15 protein-coding genes and 1 pseudogene are annotated in these 15,631 nt (G+C 67.2%); 8 read left to right on the forward strand and 8 right to left on the reverse strand.

Annotation, left to right across the window (positions count from 1 at the left end; translation table 11 throughout):
- Nucleotides 1–38 precede the first annotated feature (38 nt).
- A complete protein-coding gene (locus tag GXK59_RS18350; protein WP_160668787.1) occupies nt 39–689 on the reverse strand; it encodes a LysE family translocator in 651 nt (216 codons plus the stop codon).
- A 102-nt stretch (nt 690–791) separates the two neighbouring features.
- On the opposite strand from GXK59_RS18350, the gene GXK59_RS18355 reads away from it, so the two are divergent.
- The 3 genes and pseudogenes from GXK59_RS18355 (at nt 792) to GXK59_RS18365 (ending at nt 3,599) form a co-directional block, all read left to right on the forward strand.
- Nucleotides 792–1,247 (forward strand): Lrp/AsnC family transcriptional regulator, encoded by a 456-nt coding sequence (locus GXK59_RS18355; RefSeq protein ID WP_160668788.1) that lies wholly within the window; start codon nt 792–794, stop codon nt 1,245–1,247.
- A gap of 95 nt (nt 1,248–1,342) precedes the next feature.
- The gene (locus GXK59_RS18360; protein ID WP_160667767.1) at nt 1,343–2,479 is read left to right on the forward strand and encodes an IS701 family transposase; all 1,137 of its coding nucleotides are present in this window, start codon (nt 1,343–1,345) and stop codon (nt 2,477–2,479) included.
- A 222-nt stretch (nt 2,480–2,701) separates the two neighbouring features.
- Nucleotides 2,702–3,599 (forward strand): annotated as a pseudogene (locus GXK59_RS18365) (IS5 family transposase).
- Nucleotides 3,600–3,637: 38 nt separating this feature from the next.
- Here the strand turns inward: GXK59_RS18365 and GXK59_RS18370 are convergent.
- Complete coding sequence (locus GXK59_RS18370) at nt 3,638–4,096, reverse strand: Lrp/AsnC family transcriptional regulator (protein ID WP_202129237.1); 459 nt, start codon at nt 4,094–4,096, stop codon at nt 3,638–3,640.
- Nucleotides 4,097–4,474: 378 nt separating this feature from the next.
- Here GXK59_RS18370 and gluQRS point away from each other — a divergent pair, with 378 nt between their 5' ends.
- Together gluQRS and GXK59_RS18380 are read left to right on the forward strand one after the other, a co-directional pair.
- Nucleotides 4,475–5,371, forward strand: a complete 897-nt coding sequence (gene gluQRS / locus GXK59_RS18375) for a tRNA glutamyl-Q(34) synthetase GluQRS (protein WP_160668790.1) — start codon at nt 4,475–4,477, stop codon at nt 5,369–5,371.
- A 9-nt stretch (nt 5,372–5,380) separates the two neighbouring features.
- Nucleotides 5,381–6,055 carry an HD domain-containing protein gene (locus GXK59_RS18380; RefSeq protein WP_160668791.1) on the forward strand — a complete coding sequence of 225 codons (675 nt, stop codon included), beginning with the start codon at nt 5,381–5,383 and terminating at the stop codon, nt 6,053–6,055.
- Nucleotides 6,056–6,063: 8 nt separating this feature from the next.
- Here GXK59_RS18380 and GXK59_RS18385 read toward each other — a convergent pair whose 3' ends face one another.
- The 3 genes from GXK59_RS18385 to GXK59_RS18395 form a co-directional block, all read right to left on the reverse strand.
- Nucleotides 6,064–7,380 (reverse strand): ATP-binding protein, encoded by a 1,317-nt coding sequence (locus tag GXK59_RS18385; RefSeq protein ID WP_160668792.1) that lies wholly within the window; start codon nt 7,378–7,380, stop codon nt 6,064–6,066.
- A 199-nt stretch (nt 7,381–7,579) separates the two neighbouring features.
- Nucleotides 7,580–8,176, reverse strand: coding sequence for a DUF305 domain-containing protein (locus tag GXK59_RS18390; RefSeq protein ID WP_160668793.1), 597 nt, complete (start codon nt 8,174–8,176; stop codon nt 7,580–7,582).
- Nucleotides 8,177–8,305: 129 nt separating this feature from the next.
- Nucleotides 8,306–8,764 (reverse strand): hypothetical protein, encoded by a 459-nt coding sequence (locus GXK59_RS18395; RefSeq protein ID WP_160668794.1) that lies wholly within the window; start codon nt 8,762–8,764, stop codon nt 8,306–8,308.
- 142 nt (nt 8,765–8,906) lie between these two features.
- Here GXK59_RS18395 and GXK59_RS18400 point away from each other — a divergent pair, with 142 nt between their 5' ends.
- Nucleotides 8,907–9,242, forward strand: a complete 336-nt coding sequence (locus GXK59_RS18400; protein WP_160668795.1) for an ArsR/SmtB family transcription factor — start codon at nt 8,907–8,909, stop codon at nt 9,240–9,242.
- A complete protein-coding gene (locus GXK59_RS18405) occupies nt 9,239–10,312 on the forward strand; it encodes a cation diffusion facilitator family transporter (RefSeq protein WP_160668796.1) in 1,074 nt (357 codons plus the stop codon). The genes GXK59_RS18400 and GXK59_RS18405 overlap by 4 nt, the downstream gene beginning before the upstream one ends.
- Here the strand turns inward: GXK59_RS18405 and GXK59_RS18410 are convergent.
- Together GXK59_RS18410 and GXK59_RS18415 are read right to left on the reverse strand one after the other, a co-directional pair.
- Nucleotides 10,309–11,265: an L-lactate dehydrogenase gene (locus GXK59_RS18410; RefSeq protein ID WP_160668797.1), complete on the reverse strand. Its 957-nt coding sequence runs from the start codon at nt 11,263–11,265 to the stop codon at nt 10,309–10,311. The two genes, GXK59_RS18405 and GXK59_RS18410, sit on opposite strands and share 4 nt — an antisense overlap.
- Nucleotides 11,266–11,296: 31 nt before the next feature.
- Nucleotides 11,297–11,914, reverse strand: coding sequence for a uracil-DNA glycosylase (locus tag GXK59_RS18415; RefSeq protein WP_024367265.1), 618 nt, complete (start codon nt 11,912–11,914; stop codon nt 11,297–11,299).
- 326 nt (nt 11,915–12,240) lie between these two features.
- Here GXK59_RS18415 and GXK59_RS18420 point away from each other — a divergent pair, with 326 nt between their 5' ends.
- Nucleotides 12,241–14,037 carry a glycoside hydrolase family 3 protein gene (locus GXK59_RS18420; protein WP_202129165.1) on the forward strand — a complete coding sequence of 599 codons (1,797 nt, stop codon included), beginning with the start codon at nt 12,241–12,243 and terminating at the stop codon, nt 14,035–14,037.
- A 44-nt stretch (nt 14,038–14,081) separates the two neighbouring features.
- Here the strand turns inward: GXK59_RS18420 and GXK59_RS21065 are convergent, their stop codons facing one another.
- Nucleotides 14,082–15,578, reverse strand: coding sequence for an HNH endonuclease (locus tag GXK59_RS21065; RefSeq protein WP_443094321.1), 1,497 nt, complete (start codon nt 15,576–15,578; stop codon nt 14,082–14,084).
- Nucleotides 15,579–15,631: the final 53 nt, after the last annotated feature.

Below are 15,631 nucleotides of genomic sequence, written 5' to 3' on the forward strand. Positions count from 1 at the left end.
CGGAGGCCGCGCGCAGCCCCAGCCTCAGCCTTGGGTCCTCAGCCGCGAGGCATGACGTGGCCCAGGAGCGGTACCAGTTGCTCGGACAGCAGTACGGCGCCCAGTGCCACCATGATGATGCCGCTCGCGAGCGTCACTCTCCGTGCCGCTCCCGGCCGGGAGTGCAGCAGTTTGCGTGACAGCAATGCAACGCACGTGTAGACCACGGCAACCAGGAGGACAAACGTCATGCCGAGAAGGCCCGACTGCACCGGCACCGGCAGCGACGCCTCCGGGCTGACAAACTGCGGCACCAGGGCAACATAGAACAACAGTCCTTTCGGGTTGATGCCGCTGGTTCCCATGCCCTGCAGGAAGGTCCGGAACTGGTTCGCCGGAGCCCGCACTTCTGCGGTGCCGAAGCTCGCCCCGCGCCAGGACCGGATGGTCGAGAGTCCGAGCCAGAGAAGATAGCCGGCGCCGGCCACGGTCAGCCATCCCAATACGCCGGGAATCCCGGTGAGCAGCGCTGCCAGGCCAGCCACCAGGAACACCGTGTGCAGCACATAGCCGCCGCAGAGTCCCGCCACGGCAGGCACAAAGCTGCGCTGCTTCAGGCCTGCGGCGATGGAATAGGCCCAGTCCACTCCAGGCGTGCAGGCAAGGGCGCCGGCAACCACCAAAAAGGCAATGAAAAGCTGGGGGTTCATGGCGGTCTCCTGACGCTGGGTACAGGAAAAGTCTAGGAAAAAATGCGCCCAAAGTGTTCCCTGTTTTCGCGGAAAAACACTGGTTGCGGGTAAGATTATTGCGTGGTTGACCATTTGGACAGAAGTATTTTGCGCTACCTCAAAGAGGATGGCCGCATGACGGCGACAGCGCTCGCGGCCAAGGTGGGGTTGACCGTGGCGCCCTGCCACCGGCGGCTCCGCGACCTGGAGGCGTCCGGCGTCATCCGCGGCTACCGGGCGGAGATCGATCCGGCCGCCGTGGGGCTCGGGTTCGAGGCGATAGTGTTCGTCACGCTGCGGCAGGTGGACCGCGCCACGATGGAGATCTTCGAGAACCGGGTGGCGGACAACCCGAATATCGTGGAGGCCCAGCGGTTGTTCGGCTCGCCCGATTACCTGCTCAAGGTCATCGCCGAGGACCTGCCCGCCTACCAGCGCTTCTATGACAGCGAGCTGACCTCGCTGCCGGGGGTCGAGCGCCTGACGTCGACACTGGTCATGAAGAACCTGAAGACCAATACCGGGCCGCCCGTCTAGTACTACAGTCGCGTTTAATTTTGGCCGTATCGGCGGTTTAACCGGACTTTCCGCTCGCGGCCTGTTAATCGTTGGTGGTGAGTGATGATATTTGTGTGGCGGACGTAGAAGAGTGGGCCGATGGTCTGGAAGAAATCGGCGATCTGATTGGGCGGCGGTTTGTCCGGTCGGAACCGCGGCGGAACGCTGTGGGGTATGTGCGAGGGCTGCTTTCGGATGAGGAACGCAAGAATTCCTGGACGCTGTCCGAACGCGCCGGGCACGGCACCCCGGATGGCATGCAACGCCTGCTCTCGACCACCGACTGGGACCCGGATGCCGTGCGGGATGACCTGTTCACCTACGTCAACCGCCACCTGGGCGATCCCGACGGGATCCTGATCATTGACGAGACTGGATTCCTCAAGAAGGGCGCCGCCTCAGCCGGGGTCGCACGCCAGTATTCGGGCACCGCCGGGCGCGTGGAGAACTGCCAGATCGGGGTGTTCCTGACGTACTCCGCCCCGGCCGGGCGCACCCTGCTGGACCGGGAACTCTACCTGCCCAAAGCCTGGGCCGATGACCGGGAAAGATGCACCCGGGCCGGGATCCCCAAAACCCGGGAATTCGCCACGAAACCGGCACTGGCAGCGGACATGATCGACCGCGCCCTGGATGCCGGGATCCTTGCCCGCTGGGCCACCGGGGACGCGGTCTATGGGCAGCACACGGGGCTGCGCCGCCGTCTGGAAGCCAGGGGGTTGCACTACGTGCTGGCGGTTCCCATGAACCAGAACGTCATCGCCCCCACAGTCGGGATCGGCGAGCAATGGCGCGCGGATAAACTCATCGCCTCGCTGCGCACCAATGCCTGGCGGACCAGGACCGCCGGCGCCGGGACCAAGGGCGACCGCCGGTATTCCTGGGCACGAACCCGCATCAACGGACCCGCCGAAACAGGGGAACACTGGCTACTGGCCCGCCGCTCCCTGAAAGACCCCTCCGATCTGGCTTACTACATCTGCCATGGCCCGAACCGCGTCTCGCTGGCCGAGCTGGTGCGGATCGCCGGCGCCCGCTGGGCCATCGAGGAAACCTTCCAAACTTCCAAAGGAGAAACCGGACTGGACCACTACCAAGTGCGCCAATACACCGGCTGGTACCGCCACATCACCCTCTCCATGTTCGCCCAGGCCTTCCTGACCGTGGTCCGCTCCAAAAAAGGGGCCCTGCCGCCGAAACCGCGGAACTGATCCGGCTCTCACTGCCTGAAATCAGGCGCCTGCTGGTCCGAATGGTCTGGCACCGGACCACCGCCCCCGAACAAGTCCTGGAACACTCAACCTGGCGACGAAAACACCAACACCGCGCACGACATAGTCATTACAAAGCCCGCGGACACACCCCATAAACGCGACTGTAGTACTAGGGCGTGTCTCCCAATTGGTGCTTGTCAGCTTTGGCATGCTGGAATCATGTCGCGTACTGCCGTCCTGACCGATGCCCAATGGGAGCGGATTGAACCGTTGATGCCCAGTTCCGACGGGAGCCGTGGGCGGCCGTTCCAGGACCACCGTCTGATCGTCGAAGGCATCATCTACCGTTTCCGGGCGGGAATTCCCTGGCGGGACCTGCCGGAGACCTTCGGCCCGTGGCAGACCGTCTGGAAACGCCACCGCCGCTTCAGCGGCGACGGCACCTGGGACAAGATTCACTCCCGGATCCTGGCGGAGGCCGACGCGGCCGGGATGATCGATTGGGAGGTCTCCGTGGACTCCACGGTCAACCGGGCCCACCAGCACGCCACGAACCTCACCCGCCACACAGGGGGACCTGTCGAATTACATGAATCTGTTGGAGGAACCGCCTGATCACGGGATCGGCCGGTCCCGCGGCGGGCTGACAACGAAAATCCATCACCTCTGCGACGGCAAGATGCGCCCGCTGGTCATGTTGCTCGGTCCCGGGCAGGGCGGGGACTCCCCAATGTTCCCGCACCTGCTGGACTCCCTCAGCGTTCCCCGGCTGGGTCCGGGCAGGGCCCGTTCCCGCCCGGACCGTGCCCTGGCGGACAAGGCCTACTCCTCCAATGCCAACAGGGAACTTCTGCGCCGGCGCGGCATCCAGGCGGTAATCCCGGAACGCTCCGATCAGGAAGCGAACCGCAAACGCCGCGGCAGCAAAGGCGGCAGACCAGTAGGGCTGGACAAGGAAGCCTACAAACGGCGAAACGTCGTCGAACGGTCCTTGAACATCTTCAAACAATGGCGCGGCCTCGCCACCCGCTACGACAAGCTCGCCCTGACCTACCGCGGCGGAGTCGTCCTCCGCGCCATCACCATCTGGCTCAAGGAATTAAGAGACATGCCCTAGGCCACACGGGTGCTGTTCCGGGACTGCCGGGCGGGGACTCAGACGCCCAGCAGCCCTGTGGTCCGGTACGGGATGACTTCGCGCAGGAACATGCTGGTGGACGTTCGCACGATTCCCGGGCAAAGCCGGATCTCTTCGGAGACGCGGTACAAATCGTCCGGGCTTGTGGCCACCACCCGGATCAGCAGGTCGGTCTCCCCGGCCGGCGCGTGGCATTCGAGGACTTCGGGGATGTTCCGGAGCGCCGCAATTGCCTCATTCAGATGGCTCTGGTCCAGTTCCGCGCTCACCGACGCCGCCACGCCCCGGCCCAGCGCCGAGGGCAGCACGCGGCTGCTGTTGGGCCGGAGTGCGCCCGACGCCGTCATCCGCTCCAGGCGCGACTGCACGGTGCCGCGGGCCAGGCCCAGTTTCTGGGCCAGCACCATGATCGGCAGCCGGGGATCCTCGTCAAGGGCGAGGAGGATCCGACGGTCCGTCCCGTCGAGTTCCTGCAAAGTGACCACTTCCCGTTCATCCTCGTGGCTTGCATTGGTCAATCTGACTACTCGAGAGCAAGCTCGTTGCACCAACTGTAGGACTTCTGTTGAAATAGTGACAACAAAGGGACGAGGCCACCGCCGGACCCCAAAGGCTACAAGTACCCCGGCACACCACCCGGACCTTGGATGAGGATTCCCGCAAGGAACCCGCCAGCTGATTGACTCTTGTTCACACCATCGTCATTCCGCACGAAAACTCTGTAATCGCAGTGCCATGGCCCGGAGGAACTCCCCGGGCCCGGCACGGCAAGAGCCCCTGAGCCACCGACGTCGGTTTTCCGAAGTCATCGGTAGCTGAGGGGCTCTTGTGTTCGCTGCGCATAGGCTGAAGCCATGACCTCTGCCGGCCGCTTCGCCCCCAGCCCCTCCGGCGAACTGCATGTCGGCAACCTCCGCACGGCCATCCTGGCCTGGCTCTTCGCCCGGTCCACGGGCCGGCGGTTCCTGATGCGCGTCGAGGACCTTGACAGGGCACGGGCCGGCGCCGAGGCTGAGCAGCTCCGCGACCTGGCTGCAATCGGTATCACGTGGGACGGCGGCGTCGTCCGCCAGACCGACCGCGGGGCCCACTATGCGGCCGCGATCGCCAGGCTTGCCGCGGCGGACCTGACCTATGAGTGCTTCTGCACCCGCCGGGAGATCCAGGAAGCGCCGTCCGCGCCGCATGCCCCGCAAGGCGCCTATCCCGGCACCTGCCGGAACCTCACTGCCGCCGAGCGCGAGGCGAAGCGCGCCACCCGGCCGGCAGCGGTCCGGCTCCGGTCAACGGTTACGGAGGCGACCGTGCAGGACCTGCTGCGCGGCAGCTACACGGGCGTGGTGGATGACTTTGTATTGCGGCGCAATGACGGCGTCGTCGCGTACAACCTCGCCGTGGTGGTCGATGACGCCGAACAGGGCATTGACCAGGTGGTCCGCGGCGACGACCTGCTGCCGTCCACGCCCCGGCAGGCCTATCTCGCCCTGCTGCTGAATATGCCTGTCCCGGAATATGCGCATGTTCCGCTTGTGCTGAACGCCGCCGGCGCCCGGCTGGCCAAGCGCGACGGCGCCGTCACACTCGCGGACCTCGCGGCCGAAGGCGTGCCCCCGGAGGACGTGCGGGACGTGCTGCTGGTATCCCTCGGGCTGCCGACCGGACCGCTGGAGCACGCCCTCGCCGTGTTCGACCCCGCCGCGCTGCCGAAGCAGCCGTGGGTGTGGCCCGGGCTGGGCGGCGCCGGCGCGTAGGCTGGAATCATGTCAGAACCAGAATTCACGGAAGCACGCGCCCCTCAACCGAGTTTCACCGTGGAGACGGCGAAGATCCTTGCCGAGGTCGCCCACAACCGGCAGAAAGACAAGCTCAAGCGCCCGTACCGCGAGCACGTAATCGCCGTCGGGGATGCGCTGGCGGATTTCGACGACGACATCCGGATTGCCGGCTACCTGCATGACATCGCCGAGGACACACCCATGACGCGGCAGGCCCTGCTGGACATGGGTGTCTCCGAGCGTGCGGTGGACATCATCGAGCGCGTCACGAAGCGACTGCACGAGAACCCGGACGACTACCAGGCCGGCATCCGCTACATCGCGGAAGACCACGACGCCACCCTCGTGAAAATTGCGGACAACGCGCACAACTCATTGCCAGAACGGGTCAGGGCGCTGGCCGAGAAGTGGCCGGACAAGCCGCCGGTCACCCGCTACGATGAGGCCCGCCCGGTGCTCTATGCCGCGGTTCCGGTGGAGGAAACCCGGAAGATCCTGGCCCGGATTAATCCGTGGCTCTTGGACGAGCTCGACGATCTGCTCGATGAGGCGGACGACACCGACTATGAAAACCTCTCCTATGACGACGCCACGGAAGCGGAGCCGGCAATGGTCGAGTCGGCCGGGCCCGCCGATACCGGGGAGCAGCGGAACCCGTAGCCCTTTGGCTACACCCGGCCTAAGGCATCGATGTCCTCGAGGAACTGCTGGTGGACTTCTTCGCTGACCGTGGTGCGGGTATCCGCGATCGCATCGAGGTAGTCCTGCGTCGCGGGGCCCTTCCGTACCGCCTCGCGGACTGAGGCGTTGCCGCTGGAAGCCAGCCCGCCGTCGTCGTACACGGCCTTCTCCAGGGCGCGCTGGGACGCGCTTCGGGCCGCATACTCGATGTCCGCGGGGGAGAAGCCCTCGGTGCGGTCCACCAGGAGCTCCACGTCCACGTCGTCCACCACCGTGGCGGGAATGAAGCGCTGCCACATGGCCTCGCGGGCCTGCCGGTCGGGCAGGCCGATGGGAATGACATAGTCGAATCGGCCGTGGCGCAGGAACGCGGTGTCCAGGGCGCGGATGAAGTTGGTGGCGCAGACCAGCAGGCGTCCCGGCTGTTCGCGGAAGGCCGGGATGATCTTGAGGAGTTCGTTGGTGACGCCCTGCAGCGGCGACGGGGGTTCGCCGGAGCGCTGGGAGGCGATCTCCTCCACCTCATCGATGAAGACGACGGCGTGCTCCAGCTCGGCGATCTCCAGGAAGGTCTCGCGCAGGGCACCTGCGAGGCCCTTGGGGTCGGAGGCCAGACGGGAGGGGAAGACCTCCACAAAGGGCCACTCGAGGCGGGAAGCAATCGCCTTCGCGAAGGTCGTCTTGCCGGTGCCGGGAGGGCCGAAGAGCACGACGGCGCGCGGGGGCACCACACCGTATTCGTCGGCGAGGTCGGCCTCGGCCAAGGGCAGCACCAGGCGGCGTTCCAGCAGTTCCTTCTCGTTCCGCATGCCGGCGACGTTTTCCCAGAGGTCGCGGGCCAGGATGCGGCCGCCGAGCTGGCTGAGCGGTTCGAGTTCCTGGCGCTGCACCGGGATCTTCCGCTCGAAATACCGCAGGTTCTTCTTCAGCACGAAGCCCCGGCCCAGGAACGCTTCCACCCGGGTCTCGGATTCCGGCATGAGCGCGGAGAGCTTGTTCAGCCCGTGCGGCGCCATCCGGTTCTCGACGGCGGCCAGCAGCGAGGTGCCGATCCCGCGGCCGCGGAATTCGGGGAGGGTGGCCAGGAAAACGATCCAGCCCTGGTCGTGGGCGGCGCGGCCGACGGCGGCCCCCACCACCTGGTCGCCCTGCACCGCGACCACGGCATGGTCCTTTTCGCAGGAGGCCAGCACCTCGGAGAGCGCGTAGACCGGCTCGACATTGGTGGCCTTGAGGGACTCCCAGAGGTGCAGGATGCCGTCGAGATCGGCGGAATGGAAATCCCTGATTCGCCAGTTGGTCATGTGGTGTCTCCCTGGTGGTTCGTCGCTGAGCCAGTGTGAGTCTGTCTGCTGAGCATATGCGAACGGCTCCCGGGAGAAGTTGCGGGGACGTTGCGTTACGCCCCCGCGACCAGCCGCGCCCCCTGCCGAGGTGAGACGTCGCGCCCATGATTCCGCCGGACGATGGGCGCGAAACCTCACCTCGGGGTCCACGGACCGGTTAGAGGCCCGCGAGCAGGTCCTTCATTTCCTGGATCTCGCCCGTTTCGGAGGCCGCAATGTCCTTGCCGAGCTGAACAGCGTCGGCATTCTTGCCGCTGCGGACCTCGGCGTTGGCCATCTCGACGGCGCCTTCGTGGTGCGCAATCATCTGGCTGAGGAACAGCCGGGCGGCCTCGGTGCCTTGGGCGGCGTCGAGCCTTGTGAGGTCGTCGCCGCTCATCATGCCGGTCATGGAGTGTCCGCCGGGCGCCTGCGTGGGTTCGCTCCAGCCCTTGAGCCAGCCAGTCATCTTTTCGATCTCGGGCGCCTGGGCTGCTTTGATCTTCGTTGCCAGCGCGGTGACCCGGGTGTCGATGCCCTGCTTTTTCAGGATCATGTCGCTCATCTCGACGGCCTGTGCGTGGTGCGGAATCATGGCCTGGGCAAACATCGTGTCCGAGCCGTTGTGGTCGGCCACCGCGGCCGGGCTGGCCGGCATGGTGCTGTGGTCCGCGCCGGGCATACTGCTGGCACTGGACCCGGACCCGGTGGAGCAGCCTGCCAGGGCGATGACGGCGGCGACGGCGGTGGCGGAAAGCGTGAGGGTCTTCTTCATGGAGAATCTGTCCTTCGGGGATCCGGCCCTGGAGCCGGAGGTCTGGGGGCGCGCGGTGGCCGTTGGCGTGGCGGGCGCGCGCCGTGGGGCATGGGTCGGCGCCGGTGTGTTCACGGCACATGCCCATTCTTACGTGCGGCTGATGGACAGGTCCCGGGGTGAGGGCGTCCCGGGCAGATAGGCGTAGTCCGGCTGCCGGTCTGCGCGGGATGCCGCCCAGGATTGCATCGCCAGCAGCGTGGATCCGGGCTGTGGGGCGCTCAGAGAAGCACCCGCAGGGGACGGAGTGCAGTCAACGTGAGCTGCCGGCTCCTCGGCGCAGCCGCCCTGGCAGACGCACGACGGGGGCGTAGTAGCTGCGGCGTTGTGGCTGGGGTGTTGGCCGTGGGTCGGCGCTGACGCCGGAGCCGCGGGGTGATCTACCGCGGCGTGTCCGGCACTGCCCGAAACCGGCGCGTGGGAGTGCGTCCCATGGGAACCGGTGAGGATGTGCATGCCCAGGCAGCCCGCGATGACAGCCAGAATTCCGGCCAGCAGTGCGGCCCGGTGCAGGGAGGAAGCGGGACCTGCCGGGTTGGCAGTGGTCATCGTGGTCCTCCTCTCCGGCGTGCTGTGTGTGGGTTTCACGGTACCGGTGTTCAACGACGGCGACGGGCAGTGTGTTCCAGCCTTCCGCGGTCCGCGTCCGTTAGCAGTTGGCCGGCCGGCACAAGTATGACACTATCTGCGTATGAATGCAGATATGCAGGTTGAGGTCGACAGTCCCCACGTGGAGCTGGCCGTCGAGGTGTTCTCCATGCTGGCCGATGCCACGCGTGTCCGGCTGATCCTGGCACTGGGGGAGGGTGAGCTGCCCGTCAACGTCCTGGCTGAGCGCGTGGGGAAGCCGGCTGCAGCTGTCTCCCAGCACCTGGCCAAGATGCGGCTGGGCGGCATGGTCGCCACCCGGCAGGAGGGCACGAAGGTCTTTTATCGGCTGCAGAATGATCACGCCCGCCAATTGGTGATGGATGCGATCCACCAGGCCGAGCACGCGCTCGGCACTGCCCAGCGGCACAGCGCATGAACCGCCCGTCGGACGCCGTGGACGAACACAGCCACGGCGAAGGCCATGAGCACCCGCACGAGCACGAGCACCCGCACGACCACAACCACAGCCACGGTCCGCACGGACACACCCACGCCACCGGGCTGAAGGGCTGGCTCCAGTCGGTCTTCGTCCCGCACTCGCACGACGCCGCGGACTCCATCGACGAGGCGCTCGAATCCAGCTCCCAGGGCATCCGTGCGGTCAAGGTCTCCCTGCTCGGGCTCGCCGCCACCTCGCTCTTCCAGCTCGTGATCGTACTGATCAGCGGCTCCGTGGCGCTGCTGGCGGACACGGTGCACAACTTCTCCGACGCCCTGACAGCGGTCCCGCTGTGGATCGCGTTCCTGCTGGGCCGCCGCAAGGCCACCCGGACGTACACCTACGGGTTCGGCCGGGCCGAGGACCTCGCCGGGCTGTTCATCGTGGCGATGATCGCGCTCTCCGCGGTGGTGGCGGCCGTCGAATCCATCCGCCGCTTCTTTGAACCCCAGCCCGTTCACAACCTCGGCTGGGTGCTCGCCGCAGGGCTGGTGGGCTTCGCCGGCAACGAACTCGTCGCCATCTACCGGATCCGTGTCGGCCGGCGGATCGGTTCCGCCGCCCTGGTGGCCGACGGTATCCACGCCCGGACGGACGGTTTCACCTCGCTGGCGGTCGTCGCGGGCGTCATCGGCGTCTGGCTCGGCTTCCCGCTCGCGGACCCCATCGTGGGCCTGCTGATTTCGGCCGCCATCGTGGTCCTCCTGTGGGGCACCGTGCGTGACGTCGGACGGCGGCTGATGGACGGCGTCGATCCTGAACTGACGCAGCAGGTCGAGGCCGTCATTGATCAACATTCCAGGGCCGGTGGGACCGCCCGGCTGCGCTGGTCCGGCCACCGGCTGCACGTCGAGGTCACGGTGCCGATCGCGCCGGACGTTCACATGGTGGAGCTCGCCTCGGTGACGTCCAACATGGAACGCGGGCTCCGGCACGTCCTGCCGCACCTGGGCTCAGTGACAGTGGTGCCCGTTTTCGCTACGGCAAGCGCGCCTCAGATCCCCTAGATCCCCAGCGTCGCCAAACTCTGCTGCAGGGTCTCCGCCGAGTGGTGCAGCGAGGCGAGTTCGCCGTCGTCCATGGGGGTATCCAGCACCGAATGGACCCCCACGTGGCCCACGATGCTGGGCAGCGACAGCGCCACTCCGGTGATTCCGTACTGGCCGTCCAGCACGGTCGACACCGGCAGGACGGCGTTCTCCGCGCGCAGCAGGGCCTCCACGATGCGCGCGCCGGACAGCCCGATCGCGTAGTTCGTGGCGCCCTTCCCGGCGATCACCTTGTAGGCGGCCTGCGTCACTTCCCGCGCGGTCTCGGCGAGGTAGTCGGACGTGAAGACGCGTTCGCCGTCGACCTCCCAGTTGCGGATCGGGACCGGGCCGATTGTGGCACCGGACCAGATGGGGAATTCGGTGTCGCCGTGCTCGCCCACCATGCTGGCGTGGACGCTGGTGAGGGAGACGCCTGCCTTGCGCGCCAGCAGCCAGCGCAGCCGGGACGTGTCGAGCACCGTGCCGGAGGAGAAAATGCGCGACGACGGCAGGCCGGAGATCTTCTGCGCCGCGACGGTCAGGACATCGCAGGGATTGGTCACCAGCACGTAGACGGCGTCCGGGGAGTGCGCGAGCAGCTGCGGCATGAGCTGTTCGAGGATGCGGACATTGGTGCCGGCCAGGTCCAGCCGCGTTTGACCCGGCGCCTGTTTCGCCCCGGCGGTGATGACGACGACGTCGGCCCCTTCCGTCGCGGAGATATCCCCGCCGCCGGTGACGGTTGCCGCTGCGGCGGCGAACTGGGTGCCGTGGGCCAGGTCCAGCACCTCTGCCTCGGCCTTGGTGGCGTTGACGTCGAAGAGGGCGACGTTGCTGGCCGAGCCGCGGATCAGCGCCGCGTAGGCGAGGGAGGTGCCGACACTGCCGGCGCCGACAATTGCGAGTTTTGATCCGGGATTCTGTGACATGGGGGTGCCTCTTTCCGGTCAGGCGACACTTCTAGAGGTGCTGGATGCCTGCCCGCTGCATGGCGTCCTTGTAGACCTCGACGTTCTTGCTCAGGAGTTCCTCCTGCTTGGCCGCCGAAACGGCGAAGGCGCGGCCGCCGAGTGCGGTTGCCTTGTAGATCTTGACGCCGCGGTTCTTCAGGGAGGAGTGGTAGGTCTTCTCGAAGAGTGTCAGGAAGGCATGGGCGTCGGCGCCGTGGGCGATGACGGCGGAGACCCGCCTGTTGATCTTGAGGAACTGGCGGAAGGGCCGCAGGCCGTCCGTCTTCTCCTGGACGTTCAGCGCGGAGGGGAGCTCGGGATCGCGGACCCAGGGGTAGGCGTTCCACGGCATCACGTAGCGGGGGTCGAGCTCGACGGCCTCGTAGATGGAGGTGGCACGGCGGGCGGCCTCGTCATCGTTGAAGTGGGAGACGAAGCCCGACTCGGTGCCCTTGCCCGGGGCGATGTGGAGGCTGACGATCCGGCACTCGTCCTCGTCATGGACGGGGTCGATGTAGGGGACGACCGACCCCGGCTTCTTTTCCATCAGTTCGTCGCAAAGCTGCGTTACGGCGGCGATGTTCGGTTCCTGTAGCAGGGTCTTCTTTTCGTCCCAGTCAATCGTCACGATTTCTCCCTCAGCGCTCGGCGTCCAGAATCAGGCGTCTGGTTCCACTCTACGCTTTTGGGCGCTGGGGCGTTCTTTGGGTCGGATTGCGGCCAGAGGCGTTCGGCCCCTAGTCACGGCCCGGCCACCGGGCGTACGATTAAATTGCCTGCAGGTAGCCATCTGATTAAGCCGGGTCGTTCAGGACATGAAAATGTCCGAGCCATCTCATAGCGAGATCGCGAAGGTACCTGCAGGCCTCGCATTTAAGGCGAAGACGCCCCGAGCCCGGGCCGCATGTCCGTTTCCTCTGCGCCCGCCGGGATGACCCCGAAAGCAGGCAACGCGTGAATTCAGCAGCGATGAAGCGGGCCCGGGACGTTGAGGCGCAGCTGACGGACGAGGAGCACTTCTCGCTACTGATCAGTGTCATGGGCACCAACGAGGTGCTCAAGGACAAGGATCCGCGCATCCCTGACGGCGTCCCGATGAGCGCCGGCTACACTCCGGGGATCCCGCGGCTGGGCATCCCCGCCCTGCTGATGAGCGACGCGAGCCTGGGCGTGACCAACCCGGGCTACCGCGAGGGGATACCGCCACAGCGCTTCCGGCCTCCATCGCGCTCGGCGCCAGCTTTAACCCGGAACTCGCCCGCAGATCCGGACAGCTGGTGGGTCGGGAAGCCCGGAGCAAAGGCCTTAACGTCCAGCTCGCCGGCGGACTTAATCTCCACCGCGACCCGCGCAACGGCCGGAACTTCGAGTACCTGTCCGAGGGACTTCGCCCTGGGGGGCCTGGACCAGGAATCCGGCGCGCAGATCGACGTGATGATGTGGGGACAGGAGAGCTTCACCGCCCCGCTGCGCGCGGCCTACGCGGCGGGTGACTTCCCCAAGGAACGCCTCTCCGAGATGGCGCAGCGCATCCTCTTCGCCATCTTCGACGTCGGCATCGACCGCTGGGAGGGAACGCCCGACGTCGACCTCGCCGCCCACGCCGACATCGCCCTCGAGACGGCGCGGCAGGGGATCGTCCTCCTGAAGAACGACGGCATGCTGCCGCTGGCGGCGCCGTCCAGTGCCGGCGCGCCCTTCAGGATTGCCGTTATCGGGGGACATGCCCAGCTTGGGGTACCGGCCGGCTGCGGCTCCAGCGCCGTCACGCCGCCCGGCGGCTACGCCGAAATCCATTCCATCGGCGGCCCCGGCATCATGGGCAGCATGCGGAACCTGTACCTGCGGCCCTCCTCGCCGCTGGCGGAACTGCAGAAGCTGCTGCCCGACGCCGAGATCGAATACGACCCCGGGATGAGCCCGGGCGAGGCGGCGCTGCTGGCCCGCCGTTCCGACGTCGCCATCGTGTTCGGCATCCGGGTGGAGGGCGAAGGCTACGACAACGCGGACCTTTCCCTGCCCTGGGGGCAGGACGCCGTGATCGAGGCCGTCGCGGAGGCCAACCCGAACGCCGTCGTCGTCCTCGAGACCGGCAACCCTGTCGCGATGCCGTGGCTCCCGAAGGTCAGAGCCGTCCTGGCGGCCTGGTATCCCGGCCAGTGCGGGGGCCAGGCGATCGCCGAAATCCTCGCCGGCGTCACCAACCCCTCCGGGAAACTCCCGCTGACCTTCCCGACAGGCCTGGACCAGACACCGCGGCCGGAACTCCCGGGCCTCGGCACACCGTGGGGAACCCCGACGACGGTCAACTACCACGAGGGATCCGACGTCGGCTACCGCTGGTTCGCGAAAACCGGGCAGGAACCCCTGTTCCCCTTCGGCCACGGACTCAGCTACACCCGGTTCGGTCGTGGAGACCTGACGGTGCAGGACCGGGGCGGGGTGCGGGCCGAATTCACTGTCACCAATGTGGGGCCGCGCCGCGGGGCGGACGTGCCCCAGCTCTACGTCCTTGAGGATCCGGCAGGACCCCGGATGCGGCTGCTCGGATTCGAACGGGTGGACCTCGAGCCCGGCGAATCACGGACCGTCTCGCTGGCCGTTGATTCGCGGCTGCTGGCGTCCTATAACACCGCCCGCGGGCAGTGGCATACCGCCGGTGGCAGCTACCGGCTGGCGCTCGGGCACTCGGCAGGGGACTGCACCCTGGAAGCTGACGTGTCCCTGACGGAGGCCTGGTTCGGCCGGTAGCTCTTGGCTGGCCAGGGGCCGATTTCGCAGGATGCAGGTTGGATTCAGACCGCGGCGATGCCGTAGACGACGGTTTTTCGGCTCCTGGTCTGCGCCCGTCTGAGGGTCTTGGTGTGGTGCCGGCGTTTGCGGCGGCGGTTGGTATCCGCGGGCGGCGCGGCTGCGTCGGGCATCACCTGGGCCGTTAGCTGGTCGCCGTTCAAACCGCTTCCCGGCGGCGAGGTACCCGGGAGTGGCGGTGCGGTGGAGTGGTAGTTGTGGCCGGTGGGGGTTTGGATTTCGAGGGTGTGTCTGGGTCCTGGCCGGGGCCTGACGGTCCAACCTGGGGTTTCTTTGACGTGGTTGCAGGCTTCGCAGAGCCCGGCGCCGTTGGCTTGAGTAGTAAGGCCGCCGTGGTGCCAGGGAATGATGTGGTCCAGGTGCCGGATGGGGGCGTCGCAGAACGGTGTTCGGCAGGTGTTGTCCCGGACCTGGATGAGGCGGCGGAGCCCGGGCGGGAAGATCCGGGCGCGGGAGTCCATCGCGACCAGCTCCCCGGGACCGGGAGCGGTATAGAGCCGGCGGAGCCAGACCTTCAGGTCATGACTCGTGGCGGTGTCAGCGTCAGTGTCGCTGTCTTTGCCTCCGTCGCTGTCGGCCTCCGTGGGGTTCCCGGCGCGTGTGCCGGGCCCCCTCCTATTACCGGAGCCTGCGAGCATTTGCCGGGCCCAGCCGGCGGGGACGATGCCGTAGCCGGGGAGTCGGGCGGGTTCGCTGTCGCCCCGGAGGAGGGTGCGGTCGGTCATGACGAGCTGGATCTCGACGCCGGTGATTCCTCCAGGGGTGCCGGTGGTGCGTTCGACGAGGGTGTCGGCCATGAGCTGCCCGCGCGTCCTGGGGTCCCCGGCGTTGCGGAGGGTGTCGGCGTGCCGGGTGAGCGCCGCATGGACGGCGACCCCGGCGGCGACCGGGAGCAGGGCGGTGAGGTAGCACATGGTGTCCGGGGCCGGGCGGAGGCTGACGTGCCGTTCGGTCGCGGCGTGGCTGGCCCGCTGCGTGACGGTGCGCGGGTCCCGCCGGTACGCGGCCGCCCCGGCCGCGGCGATGATCTTCCGGTCTCCGGCCCCGTCGAAGGTACCGGTGTCGGGCGCGAGTTCCTCGTCGACGGCGGCCCGCTCCTCCGCGGTCAGGCAGGCCGTTTCCCTGACCAGCAAAGTGGCGCGCCATTCGTTCAGCTGCCCGGATTCCAGCGCCGCCATTGTGTGGGGCATCTCGGTGACCAGAGCCTTGGCCAGGCCCAGCAGCCGGCCGCCCTTGGCCGGTGATTCGCGCCGGGCGAGGGCGATCTGCGCGCCGACCCCGGTGCCGAGCTCGGCCGCGGGCATCCCGGCGTCGGACTGTCCTCGGCGCTGGAGCAAATCCAACGTGACGGCGAAGCGGGCCTGCGACGCGGCCGCGGCGGACTTCGCGTCCTCGAGTTCACGGATTTGGTTGATCAATCCGGCGCTGTCCCGGGCGGGCCGAACAGCGGCCAGCGCCCGGGCCACCTCTGCGACCGTCATATCTGTTGCCGCTATTGGAGCCATGCCGGGCTCCTGCTCGCCGTTCATGAATC

Source organism: Pseudarthrobacter sp. ATCC 49987 (assembly GCF_009928425.1).
Taxonomy (GTDB): Bacteria; Actinomycetota; Actinomycetes; order Actinomycetales; family Micrococcaceae; genus Arthrobacter.